Source organism: Pseudomonas sp. NFACC05-1 (assembly GCF_900100135.1).
Taxonomy (GTDB): domain Bacteria; phylum Pseudomonadota; class Gammaproteobacteria; order Pseudomonadales; family Pseudomonadaceae; genus Aquipseudomonas; species Aquipseudomonas fluorescens_Q.
The window spans coordinates 23,196-40,473 of sequence record NZ_FMTR01000038.1 but is presented as its reverse complement, the minus strand read 5'-3'; the positions used below and the strand labels follow the sequence as shown (position 1 = coordinate 40,473).

Sequence of the window (17,278 nt, the reverse complement as noted above, 5' to 3'; positions counted from 1 at the left end):
CAGCCCGGCGACAGTGGCGTCTGCTGCGCAGCCGAGCGGGAGCAAGCTCCCTCGCCACAAAGGCATTGCTCTCTCCCAAAGCGGTGCTCTTACGCAAGTCATTTCCCCTGCCAAAGTCACACCCAATATTGCCAGTCGTCACTTTTTCAGCCCGTTTTTAAACCTTTTGGACTTTATGTGTTCTAGTTATCACTTGCGCATTTGCGCGGCTGCGAAAGTGCCGCTAAATTGCCATCATTGATACCGAGCATTCTGTTATGCGTATAGACGGCTTTTCATCCCAGTCCTATCCCATCAAGCGCAAGCCTCGTGCAGGCAAAATCGCTGAGCAAGAGTCCTTCGATGAAGATATCGATGGCGAACTGGAGTTTCCGTCTGAAGAGCAACTGGCTGCCCGCGCCGCCAAAGCCTCCGCGCAACGCCTGAGCAATCTTCCCGCCCGCCAGCAGGACATGCTTTACCACCGTGCGATGAGCCGCAGTGTCGCCACGGCCCTGGCTAGCTACCTGAGTACCGCCGGTTTCGTCGATTGGGATATGGAAGTGCTGGGTCTCGATCTCTACATCTGATGGTCTTGCCTTACTACCTGGGCTGCCCGTCCTGGAGCGAAAACGCCTGGCGCGATTATCTTTATCCCCAGGACGCCAAAACCTCCGACTTCCTGAATCTCTATTCCCAAGTATTCAATGCCGTGGAAGGCAATACGACTTTCTACGCCAGCCCCTCTGCGGCCATCGTCCAGCGTTGGGCCGAAACCATGCCCGGGCATTTTCGCTTCACCGCCAAACTGCCCGGTGACATCAGCCACAACGGCGACTTGCGTGAGCGGCTGACAGCCACCGAAACCTTCGTGCAATTGCTCAGCCCCCTGGGTGAGCGGGTTTCGCCGTTCTGGCTGCAATTATCCAAGGCCTTTACCCCCAATCGATTGCCCGAGCTGGCGGGGTTCATCGACGCTTTCGAGCGGCCGTTGGCCGTGGAAGTGCGCCACGATGAGTTCTTTGCCAAGGGCGATGCCGAACGGCGACTCAACCGCTTGTTGCTCGATCGCGGTATCGAACGTATCTGCCTCGATCCCCGGGCGCTGTTCAGTTGCACCTCCTCCGACCCTGGCGTGCTCCATGCCCAATCGAAAAAACCGCGGGTGCCACCGCGACCGACGGCCTTCACCCAATGCCCGCAGGTGCGCTTCATCGGCCATCCGGTGCTGGAAGCCAATGAACCGTTCCTGACGCCGTGGGTAGAGAAAATCGCCGGATGGATCGAAGAAGGGCGCACGCCTTATATCTTCCTGCACACCGCCGACAACCTGCTGGCGGCGAAACTCGCGCAACGCTTCCACACTCGCCTGATGAGTCGTTTGCCTGGCTTGCCGGCCCTGCCTGAGCTATATAGAGAGCCCGCCGCCGAGCAACTGGGTTTGCTCTGAGGCCAACACTCTCTGCCCAGGAGCGAACTACATGGATGCGCAAACTCGTCGAGCCCAGGCGTTCAAGGCCTTGCACGAACGTGAAGGGGCTTTTGTCATTCCCAACCCGTGGGATGTCGGTTCGGCCAAGATGTTGGCCAGCCTCGGCTTTGAAGCCCTGGCGACCACCAGTGCCGGCCATGCTTTTTCCTTGGGCCGGCCCGATGGCGCGCTGGGCCTGGAGGACACGCTGGCCAATGTGCGGGCGATTTTGGCGGCCACCGACCTGCCCGTAGCCGTGGACCTGGAAAATGGTTTTGCCGATGCCCCCGACGATTGCGCGCGTAACCTGCTCCGTGCGGCAGAGGCCGGTGCGGTGGGTGGTTCGATCGAGGATGCCACGGGGCGCGAAGACAGCCCGATCTATTGCTTCGAGCATGCGGTGGCACGGGTCAAGGCCGCCGCCGACGCAGTGCGCAGCTTGCCGTACCCCTTCCTGCTGACCGCCCGGGCGGAGAACTTCCTGCACGGCAATCCGGACCTGGACGACACCATTCGCCGCTTGAAGGCCTTCGCAGACGCGGGGGCCGACGTGTTGTACGCCCCGGGGCTGAGCAGTGCCGAGCAAGTGCTTGCAGTGGTGCGGGCCGTGGCGCCGAAACCGGTGAACGTGCTGATGTCCGGGGCGCTGGACCTGACGGTGACACAATTGAGTGAACTGGGGGTCAAGCGCATCAGCGTCGGATCGGCCCTGGCTCTGGCTGCCTATGGCGAGTTCTTCCGCGCCGCCGAAGAAATCCAGCAGCAGGGCACATTCACTTTCACGCGCCGCTCGATGCCATTCAAGCAGGCCAACCAATTATTCAAGGGTTGAGGCCCGAGGCAACGTCGTGCGGTTCTTGAAAGTTCTTGCTGTCGTGGCACTGCTCGTTGGCGTCGCAGTGCTGGGGGTATGGCGCGGCTGGGTGTCGCTGCCGCCCCAATGGAATCCCTGGGCGCCGCTGGACGTCAACCTTGCGCCGAACCTGCTGACCCGTTTCAAACTCATGGCCCTGCGCAACGACCCGCAGCTCTGCGACCAGGCCCTCGCCACCTCGGGGCTGCGCACCGCTCGCCAGGCTGACAGCGGTGCCCATACAGATTGCCCGCTGACCAACGTGCTGAGGGTACAGGGCGGTGAGGTGGCCCTGAGCAGCAGTTTCCTTGCCAGTTGCCCGTTGGCGGTGGCGTTCGCGCTATTCGAGCGCCATGCGTTGCAGCCGGCGGCAGTCGCGACCTATGGCCAGAGAGTGGCACGGGTTGATCATCTCGGCAGTTTTGCCTGCCGCAACATGTACGGTCGGGAAAGCGGGGCGCGCAGTCAGCACGCCACCGCCAGTGCGCTGGACATCGCCGGGTTTCGCCTGGCCGATGGCCGCACGATCAGCGTGCTCAGGGACTGGCCGAAGGACAGCGCCGACGCGCGGTTCCTGCGCCAGGTACGCGAGGGCGCCTGCGATATGTTCAGTGTGGTCTTGAGTCCGGATTACAACGCGGCGCACCGCAACCATTTTCATCTGGATGTCGGGCCTTGGTGGATCTGTCGCTAGTGTCCTGAGTGGATCAGGCGGCGATACGCAGGTTCTGCAGCACGATCGGACGTGCCCAGCGGGTGTCGAAGTCCAGTTGTTTCTGTTGTGCCACCAATTCCTCTTCCGGGAAGGGCGGGAACGGCTTGTCCAGCAAGTCGAGTTCGAACTCGGCGATTGGCAGGTGCAGTGGGCGCGGTTGCGGTGCCGGGCCGGGCTCCGGCAGCGGTTGGCCGGCGGTGAGAACGAGTGGACGAACCCAGTTGCTTTCGAAGGTCTGCTGTTTTTGCTGGGCGGCGATTTCTTCCGCTGGGAAAGGTGGGAACGGCTTGTCCAGCAGATCGAGTTCGAATTCGGCGATGGGCAGGAACAACGGCTCAGGCGGCTTGACCGGTGTATCGGTCACTTCGCAGGTGCGCTGGCTGATGATGTGTTCCAGCAACTCGGCGCCGAGGGTCGGTTCAACCGCTTCATCGAGGGCCACTGGCTGGTAGCTGCCAGGCGCCGGTGCGTTATCACCCAGTTGATCGGCCAGGGCCCGGGCGAAAAAATCCTGCCACAGGTGACTGACGCCGCTCAGCGCTTGGGTGTTACGCAGGCTGTAATCGCCGTAAGGGGAGATAACGCCTATCGATGTGGATTGAATGTCTGACATTTTTCTCGGTCGACGCTCAGCTCTGGCAAAATGCCGTTCACCGTTGTTATCGGCCGTTTTTGCCGATCCTTAATTTTTTGAGCATGTTTCCATGAGTGAGCAACCCGCGGCCTGCCGCATCCATGTCGAGGCCCTGGCCCCGGCCTTTCAACCGCAGGCCGAGCACTGGGCCGAGCGGCTTGGCCTGCCTTTGCAGGTGGACGATGGCGAGTTTGCCTTGCAGGTCGGCGAGCAGGGGTTGCAGTTGCAGCAACTGGGCCCGGACGCGCCAGGGCCGGTGCGGGTGGACTTCGTTGAGGGCGGTGCGGCCCACCGTCGGTTGTACGGCGGCGGCAGTGGCCAGATGATCGCCAAGGCGGTCGGCATTGCCCAAGGTGTGCGGCCACGAGTGCTGGATGCCACCGCCGGGTTGGGCAAGGATGCGTTTGTGCTGGCCAGCCTGGGCTGCGAGATGAGCCTGATCGAGCGTCAACCGCTGATTGGAGCGCTGTTGGAGGATGGCCTGGCCCGTGGGGCGGAGGATTTCGACGTGGCGCCCATCGTGGCGCGCATGCGCTTGCTCAAGGGCAATTCCATCGAGGTGATGCGCAACTGGGAGGGCGAGCCGCCCCAGGTCATCTACCTGGACCCGATGTTTCCCCATCGGGAGAAAACCGCCCTGGTGAAGAAGGAAATGCGCTTGTTCCGCCCCCTGGTGGGCGATGACCCGGACGCCCCGGCGCTGCTGGCCGCGGCCCTGGCCCTGGCGACTCACCGGGTGGTGGTCAAGCGCCCACGCAAGGCCCCATGTATCGAAGGGCCGAAGCCAAGTCATGGGCTCGATGGCAAATCCAGTCGCTACGACATCTACCCCAAGAAAGCGCTCAAGCCCTGAGACCGTGTCGCCTGTATCGCGAGCAAGCTCCCACATTGGATCTGTGGCATTCATCAAACCCTGTGGGAGCGAGCTTGCTCGCGATGTGGCCCTTCCAGTCAGCGAAAGGCTACCGGGGCGAGCTAAGGCCGATAAGCCCGCACAAACAACCCCACCACTTCCTGTACATGGGCCTCGGCGGCTTCGCCTTCCAACTGAGGCCCGCAGCCGTATAACAGACGGAAGTTCGCCGCGCCCTTGATCAGGCAGAAGAAATGCTCGGCGGCATTGCGCGGTTTGTCGATGCTCAGGGCGCCGCTCTGGTTGACCTTGATCAGCAGCCGCTCCATGCCTGAGAGCATCCGCTGTGGGCCTGCTTCGTAGAAGATCGTCGAGAGCTTCGGGTCTTGGCTGCCCAGGGCCATGATCAGCCGATGCAGGTTCAACGATTCCTCGCTGCTGACGAGCTGGTGGAAGCCACGGGCGATGTTCAGCAGCACGTGTTCGATCGGAACGCCGTCCGGCCATTCGAAAAACAGCGGCGGCACCTGCTCTTCACATTTGGCTATCACGGCAGCGGAAAACAGCGTCTCCTTGTCGTTGAAGTGACTGTAGACCGTCAGCTTCGAGACCCCGGCCTCGGTAGCGACGGCGTCCATGCTGGTACTGGCGTAACCCATGCTCACGAACAAGCGCTTCGCCGCGTCGAGAATGGCCTGGCGCTTGGCCAGGTCCTTGGGACGGCCGGGACCGGAGGGGATTGGAGGATTGTTCGACATTCTTCGCTTTAATACTGGACTGGTGAGTTTGCTATTAATAACATACTCGCCAGTATAATTATTCCAAGCACCATTAGCGAAAGGTCACTCGCCATGTTCCGCTATGCCTTGCCCCTCGCCGTGCCAGTCACCCTGGCTTTTTTATTGTCTGCGTGCGGTTATGACGAGCCGGTCCCGGTCGCCGTGCGCCCCGCCATGGTGGTGAAACCACAGCCTTCGGCCCAGGCGATGGACAGTTACCCCGGCGAAGTGCGCGCCCGTTTCGAGCCCGACCTGGCTTTTCGCATTGGTGGCAAAGTGAGTCGACGCCTGGTCGAAGAGGGTCAGCGGGTCAAGGCCAATCAACCATTGGCCGAGCTCGACCCCGAAGATGTGCGCCTGCAACTGGAAGCCGCCCGTGCCCAGGTCGCCGCCGCCGAGGCCAACCTGAACCTGGTACGCGCCGAGCGTGACCGCTACAAAACCTTGATGGAACGGCAGATGGTCAGCCGCTCCCAGTACGACAACGCCGAAAACCTTTACCGCTCCGGCACCGCGCGGCTCAAGCAGATCAAGGCCGAGTTCGACGTCGCCAACAACCAGGCCAGTTATTCGATATTGCGTGCCCCCCAGGATGGCGTCGTTGCCCGGCGTTCGGTGGAAGTCGGGCAGGTGGTGTCGGCCGGGCAAACCGTCTTTACCCTGGCCACCGACGGCGAGCGTGAAGTGCTGATCAGCCTGCCGGAGCAGGGTTTTGGCCGGTTCAAGATCGGCCAGCCGGTTTCGGTCGAACTGTGGAGCCAGCCCGACCAGCGCTTCAGCGGACGCATTCGCGAGCTGTCGCCGGCCGCCGATCCCAAGTCTCGCACCTTTGCCGCCCGTGTGGCCTTCACCGCCGGCAATGTTCCGGCCGAGCTGGGCCAGAGTGCGCGGGTGTTTATCCAGACCGCCGACAAGGTGCCGCTGTCGGTGCCCTTGTCGGCTTTGACGGCTGAAAATGGCGCGACCTATGTCTGGGTAGTCAACGCCAACAACACCCTGAAGAAAGTCCCGGTGCGGGTCGGCGCCTTCGGCGAAAAGACTGTTCCGGTGCTGGAAGGCCTCAGCCCCGATGATTGGGTGGTGGCGGCCGGCGTGCATGTGCTCCTCGACGGCCAGCAGGTGCGGCCGGTGGATCGCTCCAACCGCGTGGTCAATCTGACGGCCAAGGAGTAATCCCCGATGGGTTTCAATCTTTCCGAATGGGCGCTGCGCAACCGCCAGATCGTACTGTTCCTGATGTTGTTGCTGGCCGTCGTTGGCGCGCTTTCCTACACCAAGCTCGGCCAGAGCGAAGACCCGCCGTTCACCTTCAAGGCCATGGTCATCCGCACCAACTGGCCGGGCGCCACGGCCGAGGAAGTCTCGCGACAGGTCACTGAGCGCATCGAAAAGAAGCTGATGGAAACCGGCGATTACGAAAGAATCGTCTCGTTCTCCCGTCCGGGCGAGTCCCAGGTGACCTTCATGGCCCGTGACTCCCTGCATTCGGTACAGATCCCCGAGCTGTGGTACCAGATCCGCAAGAAAATCAGTGACATCCGCCACACCTTGCCGCCGGGTATCCAAGGGCCATTTTTCAACGATGAATTCGGCACCACCTTCGGCAACATCTATGCGCTGACTGGTGACGGCTTCGACTACGCCGTGCTCAAGGACTACGCCGACCGCATCCAGATCCAGCTGCAACGGGTCAAGGACGTGGGCAAGGTCGAACTGCTCGGTTTGCAGGACGAGAAGATTTGGATCGAGTTGTCGAACGTGAAGCTGGCGACCCTCGGCCTGCCCTTGGCGGCTGTCCAGCAGGCCTTGGAAGAGCAGAACGCCGTGTCGACCGCTGGCTTCTTCGAGACCGGCAGCGAGCGACTGCAGCTACGGGTTTCCGGGAATTTCCAGACCGTGGAAGAGATCCGCAACTTTCCGATCCGGGTCGCCGATCGTACGTTCCGTATCAGTGATCTGGCGGATGTGCGCCGGGGGTTCAATGACCCACCGGCGCCACGCATGCGTTTCATGGGTGAAGATGCCATCGGCCTGGCCGTGGCCATGAAGGACGGTGGCGACATCCTGGTGCTGGGCAAGGCCCTCGAGGTCGATTTTGCCCGGATCCAGAACACGCTCCCGGCCGGCATGCAATTGCGCAAGGTGTCGGACCAACCGGCGGCGGTGAAGACCGGGGTCGGTGAGTTCGTCCAGGTGTTGGTGGAAGCGCTGACGATTGTGTTACTGGTGAGCTTCTTCTCCCTTGGGCTGCGCACCGGGATGGTGGTGGCCCTGGCGATCCCGCTGGTGCTGGCAATGACGTTTGCCGCGATGTACTACCTGGGCATCGGCCTGCACAAGATTTCCCTCGGCGCGCTGGTATTGGCGCTGGGGCTGCTGGTGGACGACGCGATCATCGCGGTGGAGATGATGGCGATCAAGATGGAGCAGGGCTTCGACCGGATCAAGGCCGCCAGTTTTGCCTGGACCAGCACGGCATTCCCGATGCTCACCGGTACGTTGATCACCGCGGCCGGCTTCCTGCCAATCGCCACCGCGCAATCGGGCACCGGCGAATACACCCGTTCGATTTTCCAGGTCGTGACCCTGGCATTGCTGGCATCCTGGGTGGCTGCCGTGGTGTTTGTGCCGTACCTGGGGGAAAAGCTCCTGCCGGACCTGGCGAAAATTCACGCGGCCAAACATGGCACGGCTGACGGCCAGACCGACCCGTACGGCACGCCGTTCTATCAGCGTGTCCGGCGGATGGTGGAGTGGTGCGTACGTCGCCGCAAAACCGTCATCATCCTGACCGTGCTGTTGTTCGTCGGCTCGGTGGTGTTGTTCCGTTTCGTGCCGCAGCAGTTCTTCCCGGCATCGGGGCGGCTGGAGCTGATGGTCGACCTGAAGCTGCAGGAAGGCGCCTCCCTGAGCAATACCGCCGAGCAGGTCAAGCGCCTTGAAGCGCTGCTCAAGGACCACGCGGGCATCGACAATTACGTGGCCTACGTCGGCACCGGTTCACCGCGCTTCTACCTGCCGCTGGATCAACAACTGCCGGCGTCCAGCTTTGCCCAGTTCGTGGTGCTGGCCAAGACCATCGAAGACCGCGAGCCTTTGCGCAGTTGGTTGATCGCGACCCTGAACGAACAGTTCCCGACCCTGCGCTCGCGGGTCACTCGCCTGGAAAACGGCCCGCCGGTCGGCTACCCGGTGCAGTTCCGCGTCACGGGCGAGCACATCGAAAAGGTTCGCGCCCTGGCGCGCAAAGTGGCGGAAAAAGTTCGCGAAAACCCTTACGTGACCAATGTGCACCTGGACTGGGAAGAACCGAGCAAGGTGGTGTACCTGAACGTCGATCAGGACCGTGCCCGAGCCCTCGGCGTGAGCACGGCCACCCTGGCAAGCTTCCTGCGCAGCTCCCTTACCGGCTCCAGCGTCAGCCAGTACCGGGAAGATAACGAACTGATCGAGATCCTGCTGCGTGGCACGGTGCATGAGCGCACCGAGCTGTCGTTGCTGCCGAGCCTGGCGGTGCCGACCGACAACGGCAAGAGCGTTGCCCTGTCGCAGATCGCGACCTTGGAATACGGTTTCGAAGAAGGTGTGATCTGGCACCGCAACCGCTTGCCGAGCGTGACCGTACGGGCCGATATCTACGGCAAGGAACAACCGGCGACGCTGGTGCAGCAGATCTTCCCGACCCTGGAGCCGATTCGTGCGCAACTGCCGGACGGTTACCTGCTGGAGGTGGGCGGTACGGTAGAGGATTCGGCCCGCGGCCAGAAATCGGTGAACGCCGGGGTGCCGTTGTTCATCGTGGTGGTGTTGACCCTGCTGATGCTGCAACTGCGCAGTTTTTCGCGCACGGCCATGGTGTTTCTCACCGCGCCACTGGGGTTGATCGGTGTCACGCTGTTCCTGTTGATGTTTCGCCAGCCGTTTGGTTTTGTCGCCATGCTCGGTACGATCGCGCTGTCGGGGATGATCATGCGCAACTCGGTGATCCTGGTGGACCAGATCGAACAGGACATCAAGGCGGGGCTGTCGCCCTGGCAGGCGATCATCGAAGCGACAGTGCGCCGCTTCCGCCCGATTGTGCTCACGGCACTGGCGGCGGTGCTGGCGATGATCCCGCTGTCGCGCAGCCTGTTCTTCGGCCCGATGGCCGTGGCGATCATGGGCGGGTTGATCGTGGCGACGGCATTGACGTTGCTGTTTTTGCCCGCGTTGTATGCGGCTTGGTTCAGGGTCAAGAAAACCTGATCAGCAGCTGCACACCGAACCTGTGGCGAGGGAGCTTGCTCCCGCTGGGCTGCGTAGCGGCCCCAAGCTTTTGCGGTTGCTGCGCAACCGAGCGGGAGCAAGCTCCCTCGCCACGGGATCGTGGTTTGTCAGCTAGGCAGTGTGTTCATCGCGAGCAAGCTCCTTCAGTTGGTTCGGGTTGGGGCTCAGAGGGTGCCGAAAACCTTCTTCGCCAAGCTGGTCGCCGCCGCCGCCGGGTTCTGGCGAATGGTGGCTTCCTGCTTGCCAATCATCTCGAACAAGCCGTCCAGCGCCTGCTCGGTCACGTAGTTTTCGATGTTGGCGCTCTTGGTGTCCAGCACACCGAAGGTCGCGGCCTGGCCGGCGAAGGCATTGTATTTCTGCGCCAGGCCGACCTTGTCGGTGGCTTGCTTGACGATGGGCAGGAACTTGGCGCGGATCTGCTCGCGGCTGCTCTTGTTCAGGTATTGCGTGGCCGAGTCGTTGCCGCCGCTCAAGATGCCCTTGGCGTCGCTCACGCTCATGTTCTTCACGGCATTGACCAGGATCGGCTGGGCCTGGACCACGGCAGCCTCAGCGGCCTGGTTCATGCTGGTTTCCAGTTGATCGACCTGTTCACCCATGCCGAAGGCCTTCATCTTGCTGGCGACTTTACCCAGCTTGCCTGGCAGTTCGATTTTCACATCCGGGTTGTTGCTGAAGCCGCCGGGTGTGCCCAGTTGCTTGACCGCCACCTGCGCGCCTTGGGTCAAGGCGTCCTTGAGACCGCCCGTGGCGTCTTTTTGCGACAGGTCGCCCAAGGACAGGGCCATGGCATTGGCGCAGATCAGCAGGCCCGCGCACAGGCCGGTGAAACGGAGAGTAGGACGGAGCATGAGGGCTTCCTTGAAGAGAATTTGAAAAGGACTCAGCGTGCGGCGTTGACGCGAATCTTCAACGGCTGCGGATCCTTGCCATCGAGTTGCACGGTGTGTTGTTCGGTGGTGATGAACATCAACTGGCCGTCCACTTCGATGCGGGCGCTCACGGCATAACGGTGGCCGGGCTTGACCTGGGTTGGATCATAACTGAGGTGGAACGGCAGCGGGACCTGGCCTTTGATCGGGCCGCTCTGCTCATCGAGGACCACCGCAGGGGCGTCGGCGAGGGAAACGTCCTGCAGGCTCACGCTCAAGGTAGCGTTGGGTGGCAGGGCAATGCGTTGCAGATAGAACACTTCGCCATCGAGGGCCGCAACGGTCGTGGAGGGGGGCGTTGCCGATTGGCAAGCGGCCAGTAATGCCATGGATGCAAGCAGAGCTAGTTTTTTCATTGGATGCACCTGGCTCATTGACGCCAGCCACACGGGCGTCAATGAGCATTTAGCGGATTTGCGTCCAAGCATCCATTCGTAACGTCGCGGTTCAGGAACCGAACGCGGGTGCTTGAACAGTTTCAGCCAGCGATGCTGGCGCCAGGCTCAGCGGGATGTCAACGTGTTGATTGCCGCCATCCCAGGTGAAGGCCTGTTCGGTTTCAAGAAAAAGAGCGGTGTCGCCTCGGTACGCTTGTGCCTTGACCGAGAGTTTCTCCCCTACGGGTGTCATCTTGGGCTCGACAAGAAAGCGATATTGCCAAGGCTGCTGGGCCGCTGGCTCCTTAGGCGCCACATTGGAGCCCTGGCCGCCGCTGGCGCTGATCTGTGCACCGGCTGCATTTCGCACACTGACTTCGGTGCGAGCGTCTTCCGGGAGTTGAAAGCCTTCGGGCAGTTGCAGGGTTAACGTGATGATGTTCATGCTGAATTCCTTTTCAGTACGTCGACATTGACGTGAACCCATCCTAGAGGCCTGCTCCAAAGTTCTCTGTAGGCCTTTTCTTCGTTTGACGTCACCTTAGCCGCTGCGCGGTGTCGGAGTAAACTCGTTGACTGCCCCATCAACTCACCGGAACCTTCCATGTTTCTCGGTGAGTGATCGGCAACCTTCAACTGTCGGGGCTGATGGCGACGTCCACTGCATCGTCACTGCGATGCAGCGCCACCTGACGGATCGACAGGCGAATTTCCGCTGGCAGCACCCGCTTGGCTGCGCCTTCGGCCAGTTCGCCCAGCAGCTCGTGGTAGCTGAGTTTGCCGGCTTCGTCGCGGCGCAGTACATCGAGGTCGAGCATCGTCTGGATGAAGTGGCGGAACAGGCTCTTGTCGAAGAACTCCGGCGCATTCAGGCCATGCAGGATCGACAGGCGCTGGGCCATGACGGTGCAGAGGTCTTCCAGCTCTTCGGCGCTGACGCTGTTCTGGCCGCTGTTGAGCAGCAGCGAGACGGTCATGTAGAAGCGCTGCAAGGTCTGGGCAATGCTTTTTGACAGCAGGGTCAGCAGCACGAAATGCCGCGAACTTGGCGCCGGACGCAGGTACAGGTCTTTTTCGAAACGCAGCAGCCCTTGTTCGACGAATGCTTCAAGCCACTGGTCGACCACGCCGTCCAGTTCTTCCAGCGACCAGCGAATGAACAATTCCGATTGCAGGTACGGGTACAACGCATGGGTGTAGCGCAGGATCTGCTCGCGACTCATGCGCGAGCTGCTCTGGAAGAAGCTCGCCAGCAACGCCGGCAGCGCGAAGATGTGCAGGACGTTGTTGCGGTAGTAGGTCATCAGTACCGCGTTCTGCTCATCCAGGTACAGAATCTTGCCCAGGGCATCGCTCTGTTCCGACAGCAGGTCCATGCCTTTTACATGTTCGATCAGCACCCGGCCATCGCCTTCGGGCAGGGTGGTGTGGGGCGAGTACGGGACCTTGCGCAGCAACGCCAGGTACAGGTCCAGCACCCGGGCCATGGCGCGGTCGTCCAGGGCCAGGCGGCTGGTGGACAGCAGCGCCAGGGCGACCAGGTTGACCGGGTTGATCGCAGCGGCTTCGTTCAGGTGCCGGGCCACGCGCTCGCCGAGGCGGTGGGTGGTCGCGTTGAGCCAGGCCGGCTTGAACTGCGGGCCCAGCTCCTGTTGGCGCCAACCCGGTTGTTCGACGTCGAGGAATTCCGCCAGCTTGATCGGTTCACCGAAGTTCACCGCCACCTGGCCGAAGCGTTGCTTGAGGGCGCCGATGACCTTGAAGATGTCGAAGATCGATTCTTTTTTCTTGCTGGCCCCACGCAGTTCGCCCAGGTAGGTGCGGCCTTCCAGTACGCGCTCATAACCGATGTAGACCGGCACGAACACGATGGGCATGCGCGATGAACGCAGGAAACTGCGCAGGGTGATGGCGAGCATGCCGGTCTTGGGTTGCAGCATGCGCCCGGTGCGCGAACGCCCACCCTCGACGAAGTACTCCACCGGGAAACCTTTGGTGAACAGCGTGTGCAGGTATTCGTTGAACACGGCGGTGTAGAGCGGGTTGCCCTTGAAGGTGCGACGCATGAAGAACGCCCCGCCACGGCGCAGCAGGCCACCGATCACCGGCATGTTGAGGTTGATGCCGGCGGCGATGTGCGGCGGCGTCAGGCCGTTGCGAAACAACAGGTACGACAGCAGCAAGTAGTCGATGTGGCTGCGGTGGCACGGCACGTAGATGACTTCGTGGCCCTGGGCAACGTTTTGCACACCTTCGATGTGGTTGACCTTGATGCCGTCGTAGATCTTGTTCCAGAACCAGCTGAGCACCACTTCCAGAAAGCGGATCGCGGTGTAGGTGTAGTCCGAGGCGATTTCGTTGCCATAGCGCAGGGCCTGGGCCTTGGCTTTTTCCGGGGTGATCTTTTCCCGCTCGGCCTCGTCGATAATCGCCTGCTTGACCAGCGGCTGGTTCAGCAGGCCCTTGACCAGGTTGCGCCGATGGGAAATGTCGGGGCCGATGACCGCGGCCTTCAGGTTGCGAAAGTGCACCCGCAGGATCCGTTGGGCCATGCGCACGGTGCGTTCGTGGCCCTTGTCATGCTCGATCAGCTCGCGCAGGTGGATCGGCGCGGAGAACTGCACGCGGGTCTTGCGCCCCAGGATCATGATGCTCAACAGGCGACGCAGGCGCCCGGTGACGGCCCAACTGTCGGCGAACAACAGCTTCCAGGGGCTGGACTCGCTGTCGGGCGACTGGCCCCAGAACACGCTGACCGGGATGATCTGCGCGTCTTCGGCGGCATTGTGGGTCAGGGCGTTGACCAGCCGCGTCAGGGTGGGCGGCGCACCGCGCTTGTCCTGGCGCCCGATCCAGTCCGGCGCCGGCGTCAGGTAGAAAAACGCCGCCGGCTCCAGCAGGTTACCCACCGAGACCGGCAGCACCGGACGGGGCAGGCCGGCCTTGGTGCATTCGGTGTCGAGCACCGCCAGGTCAGTGAGCGAAGGATCTTGCAGGACGTAGAACACCGGACGACTGCGGTCGAGGTTGAGGGTGAAGGACGACTGGTTGATCGTCTCTGAGCGAACCCAGAGGTACAACAGTCGGCGCAGGGTGCCAAACACAAGACGGCGGAACGGGGAGCGGGTCATACGGCTTCTGCATGAGTGAATAAAACCGAGCGGCTGCTCGGGCTCGCTAGTGTGCCGGATTCATCGAAAATCGGCAAAAAAGCGCCGAAGTAAAGTCAGTTGAGAGTTTTTCCGGGTGTCATATACTCGCCAGGTTGCTACCCGGCCTCCCCATGGACGGCCTGACGGTGGTGAAAGTTCGTACGGCTTTCCATCGAAAAGCCGACTTATAAGATAAAAATGGGAGTGAGCATCATGGCAGCACGGGAAACCGGCAGTGTGAAGTGGTTCAACGACGCCAAGGGTTACGGCTTCATCCAACGCGAAGGTGGGGCGGATGTGTTCGTGCATTACCGCGCCATCCGCGGTGAAGGCCACCGTTCCCTGACCGAAGGCCAGCAGGTCGAATACGCCGTCGTGGAAGGCCAGAAAGGCCTGCAGGCTGAGGATGTGGTGGGGTTGTAAACCGCATTCACTGGCTACACAAAACCCATTGCGGGAGCGAGCTTGCTCGCGATAGCGGTGTGTCAGTCACTTCTAGTCTGGCTGATCTGCCGCTATCGTGAGCAAGCTCGCTCCCACATTGGCTCTTCGGTGGGCTGGAAGTCAGCGTCACGCCGTCTTCCAGGTAATCTCTTCTTCCCCGTCGGCACTGATGCGAATCCAGCGATCCGCCGATTCCTCGCCTTCTTCCTCGACCCATGACCCAGGCGCGCAGCGCACTTCGACGTTCAGTGCGGCGAAGGCGGCGCGGGCGCAGGCGATGTCGTCTTCCCACGGGGTCTGGTCACTTTCCAGGTACAGGCTGTTCCATTTGCCCACGGCCTTGGGCAGCCAGGTCACCGGGATGTTGCCGGCCTTGCACTTGTAGGTCTGGCCTTTCTGGACCCAGTCGCTGCACGGGCCCAGGGCCTGGCCGAGCCAGGCGGCGATGGCCTTGTGGTCGACGTCGGCGTCTTTGAGGTAAATCTCGATATCGGGTTGGCGCATGGATATCCTCGCTGCGGTCTTGAAAAATCCATTCGCGGATTTAACGGGGCCCGAGCGGTTGCCCGGGCCCGGAATCAAAAGGTTATTGAAGAACGAAATAATCGTAGCGCATCGACACCGTGACCTGGAACGGCTCGGCCTGCTCGATCACGCTGGCACGGCGTTCGGCACTGGCGCGCCAGCCGTGGGGCGTCATGGCCAGCAGATTGGCGCGGTCCTGGCCATTGGCGAGCGTCAGCTTGAATTCGAGGGTTTCACTGTGATCCAGCACCATGCCCGGCGGCACCAGGGCCAGGTGCTTGTCGTCGATGTATTCGCGCACTTCGTCGTACAGGCGCTCGCGCAATTCCATCAGGTGGCCGGCGGTGGGGCCGACTTTCATCAGGCCGCCGCCGGGGCTGAGCAAGCGCTTGGCCTCCTGCCAGTCCAGCGGACTGAACACGCTGGCCAGGAACTGGCAGCAGCCGTCCGCCAGCGGCACCCGGGCCATGCTGGCGATCAACCAGGTCAGATGCGGATTGCGTTTGCAGGCGCGCTTGACCGCTTCTCGGGAAATGTCCAGGGCATAGCCATCGGCGTAGGGCAACGCTTCAGCGATCTGCGCGGTGTAGTAGCCCTCGCCACAACCAATATCCAGCCAGCGTCCGGGCGCGCGTTCGGCGGCCAGTTCCGCTAGGCGCCGGGCGACCGGGGCGTAATGCCCGGCGTTGAGGAAGTTGCGCCGGGCTTCGACCATCGCCTGGTTGTCGCCGGGGTCGCGGCTGTTCTTGTGCTGCACCGGCAGCAGGTTCAGGTAACCCTGCCGCGCGCGGTCGAAGCGGTGGCCGGCCGGGCACACCACGCCGTTGTCCACCGCGTTCAGCGGTTCACTGCAAATAGGGCAGGCGAGCATCAGGCGAGCAACTTGATCAGCGTCTTGTAGTAGATCTCGGTCAGTACGTCGAGATCGGCGGCCAGTACGCGTTCGTTGACCTGGTGGATGGTCGCGTTGACCGGCCCCAGTTCCACCACTTGCGTACCCATGGTGGCGATGAAGCGACCGTCGGACGTGCCGCCGCTGGTGGACGCCTGGGTCTCCCGGCCGGTAACGTCCTTGATGCTCGACGATACGGCGTCGAGCAGCGCACCGGGTTCGGTGAGGAACGGCAGGCCAGACAGCGCCCAGTCGATGTGCCAGTCCAACTGGTGCTTGTCGAGGATGTCGGCGACGCGCTGTTGCAGGCCTTCGACGGTGGACTCGGTGGAGAAACGGAAGTTGAACACCGCCACCAGGTCACCGGGGATCACGTTGGTCGCGCCGGTGCCGGCGTTGAGGTTGGAGATCTGGAAACTGGTGGGCGGGAAGAAGTCGTTGCCGTGGTCCCAATGCTCGGCGGCCAATTCTGCCAACGCTGGAGCGGCCAGGTGGATCGGGTTTTTCGCCAGGTGTGGATAAGCCACGTGGCCTTGTTTGCCGCGCACGGTCAACTTCGCGCCGAGGGAACCGCGCCGGCCATTCTTGACCACGTCGCCCACCAGCGTGGTGCTCGACGGTTCGCCGACGATGCACCAGTCCAGTCGTTCCTGACGGGCCTTGAGGCGCTCGATCACGGCCTTGGTGCCGTGGTGGGCCGGGCCTTCTTCATCGCTGGTGATCAGGAAGGTCAGCGAGCCCTTGTGGTCCGGGTAGTCGGCGACGAACCGTTCGGCTGCCACGACCATCGCCGCCAGGCTGCCTTTCATGTCCGCCGCGCCACGGCCGCAGAGCATGCCCTGTTCGTCGATGACCGCATCGAACGGGTCGAGCTGCCAGGCCTGCACCGGACCGGTCGGCACCACGTCGGTGTGCCCGGCGAAGCACAGCACCGGGCCGTCATGCTTGCCGTGGCTGGCCCAGAAGTTATCCACATCCTCGATGCGCATCGGCTCGAGCTTGAAACCGGCGTCGCCCAGGCGTTGCATCATCAGTTTCTGGCAATCGGCATCCACCGGCGTCACGGACGGACGGCGGATCAGATCGCAGGCGAGTTGCAGGGTCGGCGAGAGGTCGGCGTGGGCCGTCATGGAAGCTCCGGAAATATAGAATGGACGCAAGGCTTGTACAGGCGCGGGCAGGCTCGCGCAAAATGGCAGTTATCTTATAGCAAAACGACCACCATGGGCCCCTGGTGCGGGACAGGTGGAACACAAAACCTGTGGGAGCGAGCTTGCTCGCGATGGCGTCAGATCAGCCAGCATCGATGTCGACTGATACACCGCCATCGCGAGCAAGCTCGCTCCCACAGAGGTTTTGCTTAATTTGCTCCAGCAAAGCCCTATAATGCGCGCCGGTTTTTG

General features: G+C 62.1%; 18 protein-coding genes. 9 read left to right on the top strand and 9 right to left on the bottom strand.

The window, feature by feature from the left end:
• The 5 genes from BLO97_RS31800 to BLO97_RS29170 all read left to right on the top strand — a co-directional run.
• Positions 1 to 241, top strand: a 241-nt coding sequence (locus tag BLO97_RS31800) for a hypothetical protein (RefSeq protein ID WP_218189628.1), incomplete at its 5' end; no start/stop codon positions are given.
• A gap of 16 nt (positions 242 to 257) precedes the next feature.
• Entirely contained in the window at positions 258 to 569 is a 312-nt protein-coding gene (locus tag BLO97_RS29185) for a hypothetical protein (RefSeq protein WP_063322791.1), read from the top strand.
• A complete protein-coding gene (locus BLO97_RS29180) occupies positions 569 to 1,429 on the top strand; it encodes a DUF72 domain-containing protein (RefSeq protein ID WP_092349600.1) in 861 nt (286 codons plus the stop codon). Before BLO97_RS29185 ends, BLO97_RS29180 begins: the two co-directional genes overlap by 1 nt.
• A gap of 31 nt (positions 1,430 to 1,460) precedes the next feature.
• The gene (locus tag BLO97_RS29175) at positions 1,461 to 2,282 is read left to right on the top strand and encodes an isocitrate lyase/PEP mutase family protein (protein ID WP_092349597.1); all 822 of its coding nucleotides are present in this window, start codon (positions 1,461 to 1,463) and stop codon (positions 2,280 to 2,282) included.
• Positions 2,283 to 2,298: 16 nt separating this feature from the next.
• Positions 2,299 to 2,997 carry an extensin-like domain-containing protein gene (locus tag BLO97_RS29170; protein ID WP_092144008.1) on the top strand — a complete coding sequence of 233 codons (699 nt, stop codon included), beginning with the start codon at positions 2,299 to 2,301 and terminating at the stop codon, positions 2,995 to 2,997.
• A 13-nt stretch (positions 2,998 to 3,010) separates the two neighbouring features.
• Here BLO97_RS29170 and BLO97_RS29165 read toward each other — a convergent pair whose 3' ends face one another.
• A complete protein-coding gene (locus tag BLO97_RS29165; RefSeq protein WP_092144011.1) occupies positions 3,011 to 3,631 on the bottom strand; it encodes an energy transducer TonB in 621 nt (206 codons plus the stop codon).
• A gap of 91 nt (positions 3,632 to 3,722) precedes the next feature.
• Between BLO97_RS29165 and BLO97_RS29160 the strand changes: the two genes are divergently transcribed.
• Complete coding sequence (locus tag BLO97_RS29160) at positions 3,723 to 4,505, top strand: class I SAM-dependent methyltransferase (RefSeq protein WP_092144014.1); 783 nt, start codon at positions 3,723 to 3,725, stop codon at positions 4,503 to 4,505.
• Between the two features lie 122 nt (positions 4,506 to 4,627).
• On the opposite strand, the gene BLO97_RS29155 is transcribed toward BLO97_RS29160, so the two are convergent.
• Positions 4,628 to 5,263 carry a TetR/AcrR family transcriptional regulator gene (locus BLO97_RS29155; RefSeq protein WP_092349594.1) on the bottom strand — a complete coding sequence of 212 codons (636 nt, stop codon included), beginning with the start codon at positions 5,261 to 5,263 and terminating at the stop codon, positions 4,628 to 4,630.
• Between the two features lie 93 nt (positions 5,264 to 5,356).
• Between BLO97_RS29155 and BLO97_RS29150 the strand changes: the two genes are divergently transcribed.
• The gene (locus tag BLO97_RS29150; protein WP_092349591.1) at positions 5,357 to 6,457 is read left to right on the top strand and encodes an efflux RND transporter periplasmic adaptor subunit; all 1,101 of its coding nucleotides are present in this window, start codon (positions 5,357 to 5,359) and stop codon (positions 6,455 to 6,457) included.
• Between the two features lie 6 nt (positions 6,458 to 6,463).
• Positions 6,464 to 9,529 (top strand): efflux RND transporter permease subunit, encoded by a 3,066-nt coding sequence (locus BLO97_RS29145; protein ID WP_092144024.1) that lies wholly within the window; start codon positions 6,464 to 6,466, stop codon positions 9,527 to 9,529.
• 185 nt (positions 9,530 to 9,714) lie between these two features.
• Here the strand turns inward: BLO97_RS29145 and BLO97_RS29140 are convergent, their stop codons facing one another.
• The 4 genes from BLO97_RS29140 to plsB form a co-directional block, all read right to left on the bottom strand.
• Positions 9,715 to 10,404, bottom strand: coding sequence for a DUF4197 domain-containing protein (locus tag BLO97_RS29140; RefSeq protein WP_092144027.1), 690 nt, complete (start codon positions 10,402 to 10,404; stop codon positions 9,715 to 9,717).
• A gap of 32 nt (positions 10,405 to 10,436) precedes the next feature.
• Positions 10,437 to 10,841, bottom strand: a complete 405-nt coding sequence (locus tag BLO97_RS29135) for a YbaY family lipoprotein (protein ID WP_063322781.1) — start codon at positions 10,839 to 10,841, stop codon at positions 10,437 to 10,439.
• A 91-nt stretch (positions 10,842 to 10,932) separates the two neighbouring features.
• On the bottom strand, positions 10,933 to 11,307 hold the full coding sequence (locus BLO97_RS29130) for a hypothetical protein (RefSeq protein WP_092144030.1): 375 nt from the start codon (positions 11,305 to 11,307) through the stop codon (positions 10,933 to 10,935).
• A 187-nt stretch (positions 11,308 to 11,494) separates the two neighbouring features.
• Positions 11,495 to 13,993: a glycerol-3-phosphate 1-O-acyltransferase PlsB gene (plsB, locus tag BLO97_RS29125; RefSeq protein WP_092349588.1), complete on the bottom strand. Its 2,499-nt coding sequence runs from the start codon at positions 13,991 to 13,993 to the stop codon at positions 11,495 to 11,497.
• A 234-nt stretch (positions 13,994 to 14,227) separates the two neighbouring features.
• Between plsB and BLO97_RS29120 the strand changes: the two genes are divergently transcribed.
• On the top strand, positions 14,228 to 14,437 hold the full coding sequence (locus BLO97_RS29120) for a cold shock domain-containing protein (RefSeq protein ID WP_003198198.1): 210 nt from the start codon (positions 14,228 to 14,230) through the stop codon (positions 14,435 to 14,437).
• 147 nt (positions 14,438 to 14,584) lie between these two features.
• Here BLO97_RS29120 and BLO97_RS29115 read toward each other — a convergent pair whose 3' ends face one another.
• The 3 genes from BLO97_RS29115 to dapE all read right to left on the bottom strand — a co-directional run bounded on the left by BLO97_RS29115 (position 14,585) and on the right by dapE (position 17,005).
• On the bottom strand, positions 14,585 to 14,962 hold the full coding sequence (locus tag BLO97_RS29115; protein ID WP_003198200.1) for a hypothetical protein: 378 nt from the start codon (positions 14,960 to 14,962) through the stop codon (positions 14,585 to 14,587).
• An 82-nt stretch (positions 14,963 to 15,044) separates the two neighbouring features.
• Positions 15,045 to 15,854, bottom strand: a complete 810-nt coding sequence (locus BLO97_RS29110) for a putative RNA methyltransferase (protein WP_092223261.1) — start codon at positions 15,852 to 15,854, stop codon at positions 15,045 to 15,047.
• Positions 15,854 to 17,005, bottom strand: a complete 1,152-nt coding sequence (gene dapE, locus BLO97_RS29105) for a succinyl-diaminopimelate desuccinylase (RefSeq protein WP_092349585.1) — start codon at positions 17,003 to 17,005, stop codon at positions 15,854 to 15,856. Before dapE ends, BLO97_RS29110 begins: the two co-directional genes overlap by 1 nt.
• Positions 17,006 to 17,278 lie beyond the last annotated feature (273 nt).

Coding starts and splice junctions, on each gene's coding strand:
- BLO97_RS29130 (WP_092144030.1), bottom strand. CDS start 11,307: ATGAACATCATCACGTTAACCCTGCAACTGCCCGAAGGCTTTCAACTC.
- BLO97_RS29135 (WP_063322781.1), bottom strand. CDS start 10,841: ATGAAAAAACTAGCTCTGCTTGCATCCATGGCATTACTGGCCGCTTGC.
- BLO97_RS29180 (WP_092349600.1), top strand. CDS start 569: ATGGTCTTGCCTTACTACCTGGGCTGCCCGTCCTGGAGCGAAAACGCC.
- BLO97_RS29165 (WP_092144011.1), bottom strand. CDS start 3,631: ATGTCAGACATTCAATCCACATCGATAGGCGTTATCTCCCCTTACGGC.
- dapE (WP_092349585.1), bottom strand. CDS start 17,005: ATGACGGCCCACGCCGACCTCTCGCCGACCCTGCAACTCGCCTGCGAT.
- BLO97_RS29175 (WP_092349597.1), top strand. CDS start 1,461: ATGGATGCGCAAACTCGTCGAGCCCAGGCGTTCAAGGCCTTGCACGAA.
- plsB (WP_092349588.1), bottom strand. CDS start 13,993: ATGACCCGCTCCCCGTTCCGCCGTCTTGTGTTTGGCACCCTGCGCCGA.
- BLO97_RS29115 (WP_003198200.1), bottom strand. CDS start 14,962: ATGCGCCAACCCGATATCGAGATTTACCTCAAAGACGCCGACGTCGAC.
- BLO97_RS29145 (WP_092144024.1), top strand. CDS start 6,464: ATGGGTTTCAATCTTTCCGAATGGGCGCTGCGCAACCGCCAGATCGTA.
- BLO97_RS29160 (WP_092144014.1), top strand. CDS start 3,723: ATGAGTGAGCAACCCGCGGCCTGCCGCATCCATGTCGAGGCCCTGGCC.
- BLO97_RS29140 (WP_092144027.1), bottom strand. CDS start 10,404: ATGCTCCGTCCTACTCTCCGTTTCACCGGCCTGTGCGCGGGCCTGCTG.
- BLO97_RS29120 (WP_003198198.1), top strand. CDS start 14,228: ATGGCAGCACGGGAAACCGGCAGTGTGAAGTGGTTCAACGACGCCAAG.
- BLO97_RS29185 (WP_063322791.1), top strand. CDS start 258: ATGCGTATAGACGGCTTTTCATCCCAGTCCTATCCCATCAAGCGCAAG.
- BLO97_RS29155 (WP_092349594.1), bottom strand. CDS start 5,263: ATGTCGAACAATCCTCCAATCCCCTCCGGTCCCGGCCGTCCCAAGGAC.
- BLO97_RS29110 (WP_092223261.1), bottom strand. CDS start 15,854: ATGCTCGCCTGCCCTATTTGCAGTGAACCGCTGAACGCGGTGGACAAC.
- BLO97_RS29150 (WP_092349591.1), top strand. CDS start 5,357: ATGTTCCGCTATGCCTTGCCCCTCGCCGTGCCAGTCACCCTGGCTTTT.